Origin of the sequence: Nonomuraea sp. NPDC059007 (genome assembly GCF_042740555.1) — a bacterium.
Classification (GTDB): Bacteria; Actinomycetota; Actinomycetes; order Streptosporangiales; family Streptosporangiaceae; genus Nonomuraea.
The window spans coordinates 369,758-383,860 of the sequence record NZ_JBHYJD010000001.1 but is presented as its reverse complement, the minus strand read 5'-3'; the positions used below and the strand labels follow the sequence as shown (position 1 = coordinate 383,860).

12 protein-coding genes are annotated in these 14,103 nt (G+C 72.5%); 2 read left to right on the top strand and 10 right to left on the bottom strand.

Going from position 1 to position 14,103, the window contains the following annotated elements; genetic code table 11:
- Positions 1-12: 12 nt before the first annotated feature.
- Positions 13-2,295 carry a serine/threonine-protein kinase gene (locus ACFWY5_RS01670; protein WP_379630268.1) on the bottom strand — a complete coding sequence of 761 codons (2,283 nt, stop codon included), beginning with the start codon at positions 2,293-2,295 and terminating at the stop codon, positions 13-15.
- A 169-nt stretch (positions 2,296-2,464) separates the two neighbouring features.
- Here ACFWY5_RS01670 and ACFWY5_RS01665 point away from each other — a divergent pair, with 169 nt between their 5' ends.
- Positions 2,465-2,809 (top strand): hypothetical protein, encoded by a 345-nt coding sequence (locus ACFWY5_RS01665; RefSeq protein WP_379612344.1) that lies wholly within the window; start codon positions 2,465-2,467, stop codon positions 2,807-2,809.
- A 12-nt stretch (positions 2,810-2,821) separates the two neighbouring features.
- Here the strand turns inward: ACFWY5_RS01665 and ACFWY5_RS01660 are convergent, their stop codons facing one another.
- Together ACFWY5_RS01660 and ACFWY5_RS01655 are read right to left on the bottom strand one after the other, a co-directional pair.
- Positions 2,822-4,465 carry a serine/threonine-protein kinase gene (locus tag ACFWY5_RS01660; RefSeq protein ID WP_379612342.1) on the bottom strand — a complete coding sequence of 548 codons (1,644 nt, stop codon included), beginning with the start codon at positions 4,463-4,465 and terminating at the stop codon, positions 2,822-2,824.
- Positions 4,462-5,607: an AMP-binding protein gene (locus ACFWY5_RS01655; protein WP_379612341.1), complete on the bottom strand. Its 1,146-nt coding sequence runs from the start codon at positions 5,605-5,607 to the stop codon at positions 4,462-4,464. The genes ACFWY5_RS01660 and ACFWY5_RS01655 overlap by 4 nt, the downstream gene beginning before the upstream one ends.
- A 96-nt stretch (positions 5,608-5,703) precedes the next feature.
- On the opposite strand from ACFWY5_RS01655, the gene ACFWY5_RS01650 reads away from it, so the two are divergent.
- Positions 5,704-6,858, top strand: coding sequence for a 4-hydroxybenzoate 3-monooxygenase (locus tag ACFWY5_RS01650; protein WP_379630267.1), 1,155 nt, complete (start codon positions 5,704-5,706; stop codon positions 6,856-6,858).
- Here the strand turns inward: ACFWY5_RS01650 and ACFWY5_RS01645 are convergent.
- From ACFWY5_RS01645 to ACFWY5_RS01615, 7 genes are all read right to left on the bottom strand, one after another.
- Positions 6,851-7,786 carry a M56 family metallopeptidase gene (locus ACFWY5_RS01645; RefSeq protein ID WP_379612339.1) on the bottom strand — a complete coding sequence of 312 codons (936 nt, stop codon included), beginning with the start codon at positions 7,784-7,786 and terminating at the stop codon, positions 6,851-6,853. The two genes, ACFWY5_RS01650 and ACFWY5_RS01645, sit on opposite strands and share 8 nt — an antisense overlap.
- Positions 7,783-8,157, bottom strand: coding sequence for a BlaI/MecI/CopY family transcriptional regulator (locus ACFWY5_RS01640; protein ID WP_379612338.1), 375 nt, complete (start codon positions 8,155-8,157; stop codon positions 7,783-7,785). Before ACFWY5_RS01640 ends, ACFWY5_RS01645 begins: the two co-directional genes overlap by 4 nt.
- Positions 8,158-8,175: 18 nt before the next feature.
- Entirely contained in the window at positions 8,176-8,925 is a 750-nt protein-coding gene (locus ACFWY5_RS01635) for a (2Fe-2S)-binding protein (RefSeq protein ID WP_379612335.1), read from the bottom strand.
- A gap of 124 nt (positions 8,926-9,049) precedes the next feature.
- On the bottom strand, positions 9,050-10,702 hold the full coding sequence (locus ACFWY5_RS01630) for an ABC transporter ATP-binding protein (protein WP_379630266.1): 1,653 nt from the start codon (positions 10,700-10,702) through the stop codon (positions 9,050-9,052).
- Complete coding sequence (locus tag ACFWY5_RS01625) at positions 10,702-11,529, bottom strand: ABC transporter permease (protein ID WP_379612333.1); 828 nt, start codon at positions 11,527-11,529, stop codon at positions 10,702-10,704. The genes ACFWY5_RS01630 and ACFWY5_RS01625 overlap by 1 nt, the downstream gene beginning before the upstream one ends.
- Positions 11,526-12,440 (bottom strand): ABC transporter permease, encoded by a 915-nt coding sequence (locus tag ACFWY5_RS01620; RefSeq protein ID WP_379612332.1) that lies wholly within the window; start codon positions 12,438-12,440, stop codon positions 11,526-11,528. Before ACFWY5_RS01620 ends, ACFWY5_RS01625 begins: the two co-directional genes overlap by 4 nt.
- Positions 12,437-14,026 (bottom strand): ABC transporter substrate-binding protein, encoded by a 1,590-nt coding sequence (locus ACFWY5_RS01615; RefSeq protein ID WP_379612330.1) that lies wholly within the window; start codon positions 14,024-14,026, stop codon positions 12,437-12,439. Before ACFWY5_RS01615 ends, ACFWY5_RS01620 begins: the two co-directional genes overlap by 4 nt.
- Between the last annotated feature and the right edge of the window lie 77 nt (positions 14,027-14,103).

Here is a 14,103-nt window from a genome sequence, read left to right as displayed (position 1 = left end):
CAGCGCCTTCGCTCAGGAGATCGGCCCGGCGGCCTCTTTCCACCAGTTCAGCAGCACCGCGCGTTCGAGCGTGTTGAAGGCGAACCCCTGGATCTTCAGCTTCTCGTTGGTCCACGAGAGGTAGGGCCGGCCCGCCCTGCTCTCGCCGCACAGCAGCCGGCCCGCGGTCCTGCCGCCGACCGAGTACGCGTTCTCGCCGACGAAGGTACGCGACTCGACGTCGCACGAGCCTTTGGCCGGGGCGATCGCCTGGTAGTTCCGCCGCATCGAGGCGGTGTCGGGGAACTGGTAGTAGAAGACGACGCCCGCGCCCGAGGTGGGGCCGCACGCCACCGCCGTCACCTGCGCGCCGGGCACGTTGCTCTTGATCTGCTCCGCCGCCGGCCGCAGGCAGTTGACGCGGGAGGCGGCCGGAACGCGGTCGAGCAGCGCCTTCTCCCGCGCGGTCGGGAAGGGCGGCTTGGCCTGCGTGTTGACCGCCGCGATCACCGTGTCGATGGTGGGGGACCGCGACTCCTCCCACCAGGTGATCAGGGCCTGCGCGTCCTTGCCGGTGGCCCGGCCCATCAGGAGCAGCGGCTCGACGGTCCACTCGACCGTGGGCGTCTCGCCCTTGTAGCAGAGGATCTCGCCGAGGTGGGCGCTCTTGTTGTCGTAGGTGGAGTTGCTCAGGAACTTCGCGGGCTTCTCGTCCGGGCAGAAGGCGTCCGGCGCCTTGGTCCTGCCGACCTGGCCGGTGTGGCTGCGGCGCAGGCCGTCCAGGCTGGCGAAACGGTAGTAGGAGACGTCGTCGGCGCCCTTCTCGTCCGAGGAGCAGTCCACGCCGGTGACGACGTCGCGGAACTGGTCGAGCGTCCCGGCCTCCGCCCGCTCGCAGTCCGTCTGGCCGATCAGGCGCATCACCTCCTTCTCCGGCGGGGCGGGGAAGGCCGGTGCCTGCGTCCAGGTGCTCCAGGTCTGCTGGAGTTTGAGCTCGTCGGCGGCGCGGCTCTCCATCGTCGCCATCGTCCGGTGCTTGTCGTCGGTCCACACCAGCCAGGTCACCGCGTTCCGCTCGAAGCACAGCAGCCGGCCCCGGGGAGCGCCGATGCCGGGGTAGCGGTGCTCGGCGCCCGACGCCTTCGAGCAGTCGCCCTGCGCACGGGGTACGCCCGCCTGCCGCAGGGTCTGGTCGTAGGCCTGGCCCAGGGCGGAGTCGGAGGCGTACAACCCGATCTGCACGGTCTGTCCCGACGCCCGGCACGACAGCGACGCGGCAGACAGCGGCAGGCCCGCGCCGTCGCCGGCCCGCTCGCACGTCCCGCGCAGCGCGGCGGGCACGCGGGCGAGCGCCGCGGGATCGTCGGACCACGGGCGGATGATCAGCGTGACCACCGTGACGACCACGACGGCGAGAGCGAGCGCCGCCCAGACCAACCTTCGCGGGCGCGCGCGGACGGGGCGGGGAGTATCGGGGCTGGTCAGAGCCGTGGCCAGGGCGCCGCAGGTGTCGTAGCGGGCCCGCGGCTCCTTGGCCATGGCCTTCTGGACCACGCCGTCGACGCCGGGGCCGAGGTCGGGGCGGTGGTCGGTGACCTTCGGCGGCGTCTTGTACAGGTGCGCCCACAGCACCGCCGACGGCTCGCGGTGCGGGAACGGCTTCTCGCCCGTCAGGCATTGGTACAGCACCGCGCCCAGGGCGTAGACGTCGGTGCGCCGGTCGATCGGGCCGGACCTGAACTGCTCCGGCGCCGCGTAGTCCATCGTGCCGAGGAACTGCCCCTCGGTCGTGAGGGTGGTGGCCGATTCCATCTTCGCGATGCCGAAGTCGCACAGATAGACGTGGTCGGCGGTGTCGATGAGGATGTTGCCCGGCTTGATGTCGCGGTGGATCAGGCCGACCTGGTGGGCGGCGTCCAGCGCCGAGGCGACCTGGCCGACGATGTGCCTCGCGCGCGCGAGGTCGAGCCGGCCGCCGGTGCGGATCAGCTCGCCGAGATCGCCGCCGTTGACGTGCCTGAGCACGACGTAGACCGCGCCGTTGACGTCGCCGCTCGCGTACACGGGGACGATGTGCGGATGGTCCAGGCGGGCGGCGGTGGCCACCTCGCGGGTGAACCGCAGGCGGAAGCTCGGGTCCTTCCTGGCCAGGTGCGGGTTCATCACCTTCAGCACCACGTGGCGCGGGAGCGTGAGGTCTTCGGCCAGGTAGACCGAGCTCATCGCGGTCTGGGAGATGATCCGGACAATCCGGTAGCCGGGTAGCTGCCGCATCACCTCGTGCGGTGATGAGAACCAGTCGACCGTGGAGTCCACGCCTGTCCCTCCGAACGCCGGAATCGTGCCGCCCGCGGCCCGCGCCGGCGTGGTGTGGTCTTAGCATCGCGCGTCCGGGACCGGTCCCCGGGCGGTTTCGTCACACCGGGGACCCGTCCCGGCACGCAGGGTGCATCCTGGCCTCGCCGAACCGATGAAAGGGGCTTCCATGCACCGGACGACCATCACCGCCCTGTCCCTCGCCGCCGTCATGGCCGCGGCGTCGTTCGCCACCCCGGCGAGCGCCGCGGCGAAGCCGAACCTGCGCGCCTGCTACGACGGAAAGTGCAAGATCACGATCACGAAGCCGGTGAGCTTCCGCGTGGCCGCCCGCTACCGCCTGTCCCGGGTGTGGGTCTCCAAGGTGTACGCCTTCAACCAGGACATGGTGCGGGTGGAGGGACCCGGTGTCGCCACGACCCTCGGCGAAGGCGGCAGCGGGAGCATCAACAGCCTGAACGTCCGCATCCTGTCCATCACCGGCAGGGGAGCGACGGTCCGCTTCGAAGGCTGACGACCCGGCGGATCAGTCCCGCTTGTACATCTTAATGATCTTTCCCTTGGCGTCGGCGGCCAGGTACGCGCCGCCGTAGTCGTCGCTGAGGTAGACGAGGATCGCCGGCTGGGGCGGGCCGTTGAACGGCCAGCCCGGCTGGACGATCACGTAACGGGAGGTCGGCTTGTCGATGCCGAGCCGCTTCTCGGCCGTCTTGAACAGGGACGGCAGCGCCTCCCAGTTGAGCGAGCTGAGCCGGACGGTCTTGTCGAGGCTGGACATGGTGCCGCCCGAGCCCTTGTTGACCTCGCCGTCGCGGTAGTCCCAGGTGTCGTAGAGGGACTTCTTCCCGCGCACCGGCGCCTTGGCCGAGGCGAACTGCTCGTGGACCGAGAAGTCGCTGAACACCTTGCTGCCCGAGGCCTTCTCCATGGCGGCGATCACCTGGCGGATGCGGGCGGGGGTGAGCAGGGGGCTGGTGTCGGGGACGGGTGCCTCGGTGACCGGGGGATCGTCGTCGTCGCCGACCATGGCCGAGGCGGACGGCTTGCCGCTCGCCGCGGTGTTCGGCCGGGTGGGGTCGTCCGACGGGCCGGGGGCCAGCCACTGGGGCACCAGGATGACGCCCGCCACCGCGAGCGCCGCCAGGACGACCGCTCCGGCCACGAGCGGTCCCGAGCCGCGCCGGCGCCGGGTGGACTGGGTGGACCAGCCGTGCACGTTCGGGCCGGTGGGCAGGCCGTGGACGGGCTGCTGCGGCGGCGGGTAACCAGGCTGGGGCGGGACGTGCTGGGGCGGGGCGTTCAGGGGCGGGGCGTACGCGGGCGGCGGCGACGTGTACATGGGCGGGGCCATGGCGGCGTCGGCGAGCATCGCGTCGAGCCGGGCCGGGTCGGGGCGCGTGGCCGGGTCCGGGTTGAGCAGGGCGGTGAGCACCGGGGTCAGCGGCCCGGACCGGCGCGGTGGCGGGACCCGGCCGTCCAGGACGGCGGCGAGCGTCGCCAGCGGCGTGTCCCGGCGCATCGGGTGGGTGCCCTCGACCGCCACGTACAGCAGCATGCCGAGCGACCACAGGTCGGAGGCCGGGTTGCCCTCCTGGCCGCGCAGCCGCTCCGGCGCGATGTACTCGGGCGAGCCCACCAGCTCACCCGTGGCCGTCAGGCCGGGCGAGTCGTACAGGGCGGCGATGCCGAAGTCGGTCAGGACCGGGCTGCCGTCGGTGCGCAGCAGCACGTTGGCGGGCTTGACGTCGCGGTGCAGGATGCCGGCGGTGTGCGCGGCGTGCAGCGCGGCCAGGATCCCGCGGCCCAGCATCGCGGCCTCGGCCGGCGGCATGAGCTCCTTGGCGATGCGGTCCTGGAGCGAGCGGCCGGGCACCAGCTCCATGACGATCCACGGGTGCGGCGTCTCCGGGGTGTCCACGATGTGGTGGATGGTGACCACGTTCGGGTGGTGGAGCCTGGCCAGCGCGCGCGCTTCCAGCAGGATCCTGTCGCGCATCATCCGGGCGCGGCCGGGGTCGTCGTCCAGCGGGCCGCTCGGACGGACCTCCTTGAGCGCGACTTCTCGGTGGAGCGCCAGGTCGCGGGCACGCCAGACCGTGCCCATGCCGCCGCTGCCGAGCCGGTCAAGCAGCTCGAAACGACCGTCGATCACCTTTTGTCCGGGGGTCACGCGCCAAAGCTTAGAGCCCGTGGCGGTTGTCGCGCGCGGTGACTTCGCCCACCGGGATCGCCGGTGCCGAGAGGAGGCCGCCCGGCGTGGCCGAGGAGTTCGATCGCGCCGCCGGACAGCACTCTGACCAGGGCGCCGGTGGCGAAGAGACGCTCGCCGCGGCCGTACGGGTCGGGGACGAACCGGGTGGCGGTCAGGGCCGGGTCGTCGTGGTAGCCGCGGGCCAGGCCGGGGCCGCCGGCGTACAGGTGGCCGGTCGTGGCGGGGTTCAGGTTCTCGTCGAGTACGCGGACGCGGGTGCCGTCGATCGGCCGGCCGATCAGGATGGTCGCGGCGGCGCCCTGCGAGACCAGGTGGCTGGTGACGAAGGCGGTCATCTCGGCGGCGCCGTACAGGTTGATCAGGGCCGCTCGCGGGTGGGCGCGCACGAACGTACGCGCGTGCGCGGGCGAGAGGACGCCGCCGCGGGTCAGCACCTGGCGCAGCCCGGCCAGGTCGGGCAGGCGCTCCTCCACCATCCTGTGGAACGACCACGTGGACAGGAACGCCGTCGTCACCCGTTCCTCGCGCAGCAGCGCGCCCAGCTCGCCCGGCGACGTACACCCCGGCGGCGCGACGACCAGCCGGGCGCCGTTGGCCAGCGCGCCCCAGATCTCGAACGCGGCCGTGTCGCGGGTGACCGGCGAGGCGTGCAGGACGCTCTCGCCGGCGTTCAGGCTGACGTACGCCGGATCGTGCACGAGCCGCGTGATCCCCGCGTGCGGCACCGACACCCGCGGCGCCAGCACGCAGGCCAGGTTGCCGGGCCGGACCGTCGGCAGCGGTCCCGGCGTCACGGGTCCGTCGCCGTCCAGCGTCCGCGCGGTGATCACCAGCTCGGTGCACATCAGCCCGCAGGGCACGTACGCGCCCGCCGCCTTGAGCACCGCCAGCGCGGCCAGCACGAACTCCGCCGACCGGTCCAGCAGCACCCCGACCGGCGCCTCCGGCCGCACGCCCCGCGCGATCAGCCGCCTGGCCAGGCGCTGCGCCCGGCTGTTCAGCTCGCCGTAGGTGAGCGCGGCGCCGTCGCCGACGACCGCGACCCGGTCCGGCCCCGCCAGGGCATGAGCGGCGACGAGCTCGTGGACGGGTGTGTACATGTCGGGACTCCATGAGGTCGGCCGGACCTCACGAAAGCACCGCCCGGCCGCCCTGTCCTTGTCAAAGTACGCGCCCCGCCGGAGATGATGTGCCTCATGCGTACTCAAGTAGGGATCATCGGCGCGGGGCCCGCCGGGCTGTTGTTGTCCCATCTGCTCCACCTGCGCGGCATCTCCTCGGTGGTGCTGGAGCGCCGCTCGCGCGAGTACGTCGAGCGCCGCGTCCGCGCCGGCGTCCTGGAGCAGGGCACGGTCGACACGCTGGTCGCGGCCGGGGTGGGCGAGCGGCTGCTGCGCGAGGGCCTGCCGCACGAGGGCATCGAGCTGAGGTACGGCGGCGCCGCCCACCGCATCCCCTTCGAGAAGCTGGTCCCGGGCCGGCGGATCACCGTCTACGGCCAGCAGGAGGTGGTCAAGGACCTGATCGCGGCCAGGCTCGAAGCGGGCGGCGACCTGCGCTTCGAGGTGGACGACGTGGAACTGCACGACCTGGCGGGCGCGCCGTACGTGACGTTCGGCGGCGAGCGGCTCGACTGCGAGGTGATCGCCGGCTGCGACGGCTTCCATGGGGTGTCCAGGCCGTCGATCCCGGAGGGCGTGCTGACGGTGTTCGAGCGCGAGTACCCCTTCGCCTGGCTCGGCGTGCTGGCCCGGGTACGCCCCTCGGCCGAAGAGCTGATCTACGCCAGGAACGAGCGCGGCTTCGCCCTGCACAGCATGCGCTCGCCCGAGGTCAGCCGCTTCTACCTCCAGGTGCCGCCCGACGCCGACCTCGCCGACTGGCCGGACGAGCGCGTCTGGGCCGAGCTGAAGGCCCGCCTGGAGACGGTCCCCGGCTTCACGCTGGAGACGGGCGAGATCCTGGAGAAGGGCGTCACGCCCATGCGCGGCTTCGTCGCCGAGCCCATGCAGTACGGCCGGCTGTACCTGGCCGGCGACTCCGCCCACATCGTCCCGCCCACCGGCGCCAAGGGACTCAACCTGGCCGTGGCCGACGTCAACGCCCTCACCGAGGCGCTGGCCGCCTTCTTCGCCACCGGCTCCGCCGAACCGCTCGACGGCTACTCGGCGGCGTGCCTGCGGCGGGTGTGGCGGGCGCAGCACTTCTCCTGGTGGATGACGACGCTGCTGCACACCTTCGACGACGAGGACGCCTACGCCCGCCGCCTGCAGCTGTCCTACCTGGACTACGTGACCTCGTCGGCGGCCGCCGCGACGACGCTGGCCGAGAACTACGTGGGACTCAGCTGAACAGCCCGTGACAGTGGTGGGCCAGGAACGAGGTCAGGCCGGGCACGGCCACCAGCGCGGCGGGGCCCGCCAGCAGCCCGGCGACCGCCAGCAGCCCGGACAGGCGCTCACGGCGTTCCAGCGGTTTGTGCGGGTGGAGCATGCGGCGGACCCTGGTCAGGGCCGTCTCGCCGCCGGCGGCCAGCGCGAAGGCGGGCACGCGGCCGGTCGCCAGGCCCACCAGCGCGGCGGCGATGTGGATGCGGTGGTGCCGCCTGGCCGCCATGTCGTCGGCCAGCAGCTCGACCAGCCTGGCCAGCTCCGCCCGCGCCCGCTCGAACAGCGGCACCCGCGGGAAGGCCCGGGTGAGGATCTCGGCCCCGGCCAGCACGAGGTGGTGGCGCCCGCGCAGGTGGGCGTGCTCGTGGGCGAGGACGGCGGCCACCTGGTCGGGGGTCAGCGACTCCAGGGCGCCGGTGGTGATGACGGTCTGGGCGCGGCGGCCGGGCAGGCAGTAGGCGACGCGCTCGGCGTGCTCGACCACGACCGCGCCGAGGTCGCCGTCGGGCCGGCCGAGCAGGGCGAGCATCTCGGCATGGCGGCGGCGCTCGCGGCGGGTGCGCAGCACCACGTCGGCGACCGAGTAGGCGAGCCTGGCCACGATGAGGGCGGCGCCGGCCAGCCCGGCGCGCACCCCGGTCAGCGAGAGGTCGGGCAGTTCCGTACAGGCCTCGAAGAAGCGGGCCAGGCCGTGGCCGATCAGGTCGGTGGGCACCGCCAGGGAGATCGCGGCCAGCAGCGCGGCGGCGACGGCGGAGAAGCCGGCCGCCTGCCACATGCCGATCGCCAGCCGGGGCGCCCTGGACGTCCACGACGCCCGGCCGAGCAGGCGCGGCAGCAGCACGGCCGCCACGACCGCGTAAAGAGCGAGGAAGAGCGGGACGATCACTGCTTGCGGCCTCCGGGCGGGAAGACCTGCAGCGCCGCCTCCAGCGCGGTGGCCTCCTCGGGGGTCAGCCGCTCCAGGAAGTGCACCAGCGTCGCGGCCTGGTTGCCGCTCGCGGCCAGGGAGTCGCGCATCAGCTCGGCGGTGTAGGCCTCCTTGGAGGCGACCGGCTCGTAGACGTAGGCGCGGCCGACCGGCTTGCGCTTGAGCAGGCCCTTGGTGTGGAGCTTGTCCATCACCGTCATCACCGTGGTGTAGGCGATCTCCCTGTCCTTGCGGAGGTCTTCGAGCACGTCACGCACCGCCGCGGGCTTGTGGTAAGCCCACATCCTGTCCATGATCGTGGACTCGAGTTCTCCCAGGCCGCGCTTCATGGGCTCATGCTACCGAGTTCAGTGGGGCACGACCCCGGCCGCCAGGACCCTGCGGTAGGCGGCCACGCGGTCCTCGACGCTGTCCAGGCAGCAGCTTGAGCACTTCACCGCCTCGGCCGAGGTGTAGTAGAGACAGCATGTGCGCCGGAGGTAGAACAGGCCTTCGCGCTCGCCCTCGCGCAGCCGTACCACCTCGCCGAGGGGGTCCAGCACCGGTGCCGCGGCGAGGAAGCGCAGGTAGGCGGCGTGCAGGACGTCCACGTCGGCCCCGAGGCGGCTGGCGATGCAGAAGGCGGCGGCGCAGCCGTGCGCCACGCCGCCGTTGAGCTGGCGCAGCCCGGCCCTGGTCCGTGTCCGCATGGCGCGGGCCAGCGGCAGCAGGTGCTCGTTCAGCACCCACGAGACGAGCGTGTCCAGCGAACCCGGGCGCACCTCCGGCTCGCGCAGCGCCACCGCCTCGAAGCCGTGGTGCGGCGACAGGCGGATCGCCACGTTCGGCGGGCGCATGTCCACCAGCACGTCCTCCAGGGCCCAGGCCAGCAGCGCGGAGGCGGTGACGGTGCCGGAGTAGACGGCCATGACGGTCAGCGCGGTCGCGTGCTCCGACACCTGCCCGCTGGCCGTCCGCTCGGCCTCCAGGACCTGGCCGAGCTCGTCGGAGCCGGGATCGAGGAGGCGGTCGCAGGCCAGCCAGCCCTCCCCGGTCAGCCCGGTCTCCAGCCGGTACCTGTCTCCGAAGGACGCCAGGCGGTCGAACACGTCTCTCACCGCACACCTACTGTCTGGAGGGCCCGTCCTTCAGGGAAGCCGGAACGGTCGGACACGGTGGTCTCCCGGTTTTGCCGACGGTGGTCACGTGGGTGGGAAGGTGTCTTCCAGGCCGGGGAGGACCTCAATGGAGCAACTCCTGCGTGTAGGGGTGGGCGGGTGCGGCGGCCAGTTCCGCCGCCGGGCCGTGCTCGACGATCTCGCCGGAGCGCAGCACGACGATCCTGTCGCACGCCTGGACGGCCTCGCCCAGGTCGTGCGTGACGAAGACGACGGCGAGGCCGCGTCCCGAGGCCAGGGAGCGCAGCGTCGTCGCGATCCCGGCCCTGGTCGAGACGTCGAGCATCGAGGTGGCCTCGTCGGCGATGAGCAGTACGGGCTCGCCGGCCAGCGCGCGGGCGATGGAGACGCGCTGGCGCTGGCCGCCGGAGAGCTGACCGGGGAAGCGGCGCAGGAACTCCCGGTCGCACGGCAGCCCGGCCGCCTCCAGCGCGGCCAGCACCTTCTTCTCCCGGTCGCCCGGCGTGCCCGAGACCACGAGGGGCTCGGCCACCAGGGCGCCCACCCGCATGCCGGGGTGCAGGGAGTCGTAGGGGTCCTGGTGCACGAAGCCGATGCGCCGCTGCAGGAGCCGCAGCGCCTTGCCGCGCCGGCCGGTCAGCTCCTCGCCGTCCACCACGACCCGGCCCGCCGTCGGCTTGATCAGGCCGAGGGCGATCCTGGCCAGCGTGGACTTGCCAGAGCCGCTCTCCCCGACCAGGCCGACGATCTCGCCTGAGCGCACCTCCAGATCCACGCCCTTGAGCGCCTGGACGCCGCGGCGCCGGTAGACATGGCTGATGCCGGTGAGGGTGGCGGCGGCCGTACCGGCTGAGGGGGTGGAACGCGGCACGGCGGGATAGACGGGCGAGCCGGGGTGGTGGCAGGCGAGGCCGTCCACGAGCGGCGGTTCCACGTCGTGGCAGGGGTCGAGCGCGAGCGGGCAGCGCGGCGCGAACCGGCAGCCCGCCTGGGCCTGGCCGAGCGGGGGCGCGGAACCGGGCACGCTGCCCCAGGGGATCGAGCGGTCGGTGGCGGGGGTGGCCGTGAGCAGGCCGAGCGTGTAGGGGTGGCGCGACGGCGCGCCTTTGGGACGGATCTCGGCCAGACGGCCCGCGTACATGACCGCCACCCGGTCGGCGTGCGGAGCCAGCGCGGCCAGGTCGTGCGAGACGATCAGCATGCCGATGCCGAGCGAGGCCAGCAGTGCGAGCACCTGGCGTTGCACGATCGCGTCGAGCCCGGTGGTGGGCTCGTCGGCGACCAGCAGCGACGGCTCGCCGGCCAGCGCCAGCGCGATCGCCACCCGCTGCCGCTGCCCGCCGGACAGCTCGTGCGGGTGGCAGGTGAGGTGCTCGGCGCCGAGCCCGACGCGGTCGAGCAGCTCGCCCGGCCGCGCGCGGCCGCCGTGCAGCGCGAGCATCTCCTCGATCTGCGCGCCGACCCTGTGGACCGGGCTGAGCCCGGTCATCGCGCCCTGGGGCACGATCGCGATCTTCCGCCCCCGCACCCCCGCCCAGTCGGTACGGCGGGCGAGGTCGTCCTCCCCGAGCATGGCGGAGCCGGTCACCTCCGCCGAGCCGGGCAGCAGCCCGAGCAGCGCTCTGGCCAGCGAGGTCTTGCCGCAGCCGCTCTCACCCACGAGCGCCACGATCTCGCCGTCGCCGATGTCCAGGCTGACCCGGTCGACCGCGGGCAGCCCGTCGTAGTGGACCGACATCCCGGTGATGGAGAGCATCAGGCGGGCACCTCCTTCAACGCCGGGTTGAGCCGTTCTTCGACCGCGGTGCCGATCAGCGCCAGCGCCAGCACGCTCAGCGTGATCGCCAGGCCGGGCGGCAGCGCCCACCACACCCACGCCTCGGACAGGAAGACGCCGTTGACCTGCACCCAGTACAGGGTGGTGCCCCAGCTCGGCGCGGTGGGGTCGCCCAGGCCGAGGAAGGACAGCGTGGCGTCGTAGAGGATGGCCCGCATGGCGGCGCGGACGAACACCGGGATGAGCAGCGGCCCGATCAGGTAGGAGCCGTGCCGCAGCAGCAGCCACCAGCGTGGCGCGCCCATCGCCCGCGCGACCTCCAGGTGGCCGCGCGACCACGCGGTCAGCATCCCGGCGCGCAGCACCCGGGCCGGAACCGGCCACATGAGCACGACCAGGATGGCCACCCTGATCCCGAACGACTGCCCGAGGAAGGCGGCGGCCAGGATGAACAGGATCAGCTCCGGCAGGATGAGCATCACGTCGATCGAGCGCATGATCAGCGAGGACAGCCATCTGGGCCCGATGGCGGCGGCGCCGCCGATGACCGCGGCCAGCGCGGTGACCACGAGCGCCACCAGGAAGCCGAGGCCGAGCGAGGTCGCCGCGCCGACGAGCAACTGGTCGAGGAGGCTGCGGCCGAGGTCGTCGGCGCCCAGCGGCAGCCCGGGGCCGGGCGGGGCGTAGGGCTCGCCGATCCGGGCGGTGCCCGCGGAATCGGGCAGGAGCAGGCCGTAGACGGCGGCGGCGGTGATGACGGCCAGCAGCGCGAGGCCGACGCGCCCCTGCCCGCCGAGCGCCCTCATTGCCGGGCCCGCGGGTCGAGCAGCGGGTAGGTGGCGTCGGCGATCGCGTTCATCGCCACCACCATGAGCGTCAGCACGAGGAAGGCGCCCTGCATCAGCGGGTAGTCGCGGGCCGAGATCGCGCCGAACGTGAGCCGCCCGAGCCCGGGGTAGGCGAAGACGGTCTCGATGACGATCGAGCCGCCGGCCAGGAAGCCGATCTCCATGAGCACGATGGTGTGCACGGGCAGCAGCGCCGGCCGCAGCGCGTGCCTGCGCACCAGCCTGCCGTACGGCACGCCGCGCGCGTGGGCGTGCTGGACCGGCTCGCTGGTCAGCACGGCCAGCATCGAGGAGCGGGTGTAGAGGAAGAAGTAGCCGAGTCCGGTCACCACCAGCGTGGTCACCGGCAGCACCAGGTGGGCCAGGGTGCCGGCGCCGTAGGTGGGCAGCACGTTCAGCTGGACTCCGAACACGACGATGAGCAGCATGCCGAGCCAGAACGCCGGCAGCGAGTCGAGCACGATCGCGGTGCCGAGCAGCCCGGCGCCGCCGCCCCTGCGCCTGCGCAGCGCGCCGAGCACGCCGAGCGCGACGCCCAGGACGCAGGTGATGACGATGCTGGTGCCGACCAGCAGCAGCGTCCAGGGCAGGGCCTCGCCGATGGCCTCGGCCACCGGCCGGCCGTCCGAGAGGGAGGTGCCGAGGTCCAGGGTGAAGACGCCGGTCACGTAGTCGGCGAACTGCTCGGGGAGGGGGCGGCCGAAGCCGTACTCCTGGGCGATCTGGGCGCGTTCCGCCTCGGTCAGCCTGGACAGCGCCTCGGGGCTGCCGAAGAGCTTCATCGGCCCGCCCGGCAGCGCCCTCGGCAGCAGGAAGTTGAGCAGCAGCGCGATCACGACGACCGCGCCGTACTCCAGGAGCCGCCTCATCCGACGAACGAGCCGCTGTGCAGGACGCCAAGGCCGTTCTGCCAGGTCCAGCCGGCGTAGGCGTCCTTGCGGTAGGCGTAGGCGCCGTTGCGGTAGTAGAGGGTGAGGAAGGGGAGCTGCTCGGCGATCTTCTGTTGGAGCCCGGCCGCGGCGGCGGCCCGCTTCTCCGGCGTGGTCGTGGCCTTCAGCTCGTCGATGGCCTTGTCGACCCCGGCGTCGGAGAAGCCGCCGATGTTGAGGTTGCCGTCCTCCGGGTCGCTGTCGAAGAGCGAGACGATCTGGCTGCTGGTCTGCATGACCGGCGCCGACCAGCCCCACATGGTCAGGTCGTAGTTGCGGCCCTTCTTGACGTCGTAGTCGGGCCAGACCTTGGTGTCGAGCGAGTCCGGGTCGAGCGAGGTCACCTTGATCTCGACGCCGACGTTCTTGAGCATGTCGCGGATCAGCTCGGCGCTGCGCAGCCGGTCGGTGGAGGTGCTCTGGACGAGCAGTTCGTAGCTCATGGGCTTGCCGTCCAGGGTCCTGACGCCGCCGGGGCCCGGCTTCGCGCCCAGGGCGTCGAGTTCGCGCTTGGCGGCCTCGACGTCGAACAGCGGGGGCAGGGCCGGGCCGCCGACCGGGGACTCGGGGTGGACGAAGCCGGGGTTGCCCGGTGTGCCCTGGCCGAGGAGCGCGGTCTTGACCAGGTCGCGCACGTCGACGGCCTTGGCGAGGGCGCGCCGTACCTCGGCCCGGTCGAAGGGCGGGCGGGTGGTGTTGAACTGCAGCATCGTGGAGGCGAACTCGGTGCCCTCGGCGATGCCGATGTTCGGCTGGCTCTGCAGGGCGGCGCGCTGCTGCGGTGGCACGTTCCTGACCGACAGGGCGACCTCGCCGGTGCGCAGGGCGGCGAACTGGGTGGTCTCCTGCGGGATCACGTTGACCTTGACGGTGTCGACCTTGGGCTTGCCGCCGAAGTAGCCGGGGTTGGCGGTGAGCGTGTAGCCGCGTTCCTTGTCGTAGGCGGTCAGCCGGAACGGGCCGGTGCCGATCGCCTTGTCGGTGCCCGCCTCGTTGACCTTGGTCACCGACTCCCACAGGTGCTGGGGGAGCACGGCCATGTCGGAAAGGATGCGCAGGGGGAACTCGGGGTCGGCGGCGTCGAGCGTCATCGTGACCGCGTCGCCGTCCGCCTTGACCGTGCGGATCGGGCGCACGTCGATCGCGGAGTCGCCGGAGAGGTTCTTGCGGTAGAACTCCACGCTGAACACCACGTCGGCGGCGGTGAACGGCCGGCCGTCCTGCCAGGTGACGCCGGTGCGCAGCGGCAGCCTGAACACCTTGTTGTCGGTGGTCTCGACCGCGGTGGCCAGGGAGGGCGCCACGGTCTCGCCCTTCTGGACCAGCAGGGTGTCGAAGATGAGCTTGACCAGGTTGTCGCCCGGGTAGCCGCTCTCGTTGGTGAAGGGGGTGAGGGTGCCCTCGTCGGAGGAGATCGCGATGGTCACGGTCTTGGCCGCCTGGGCGGCGGGTCGTTGGGCCGGTGCGCCGCTGCACGCGGCCAGCGTCGCTACCAGGGCGAACACGAGAACGGCAGAGTATTTCACGGAACCTCCGGGGGGTATGCGAGGTCGTGGGGAGCACTCTAGCCAGGAAATCCGATGATGAGTAGTAGTGACCGGCT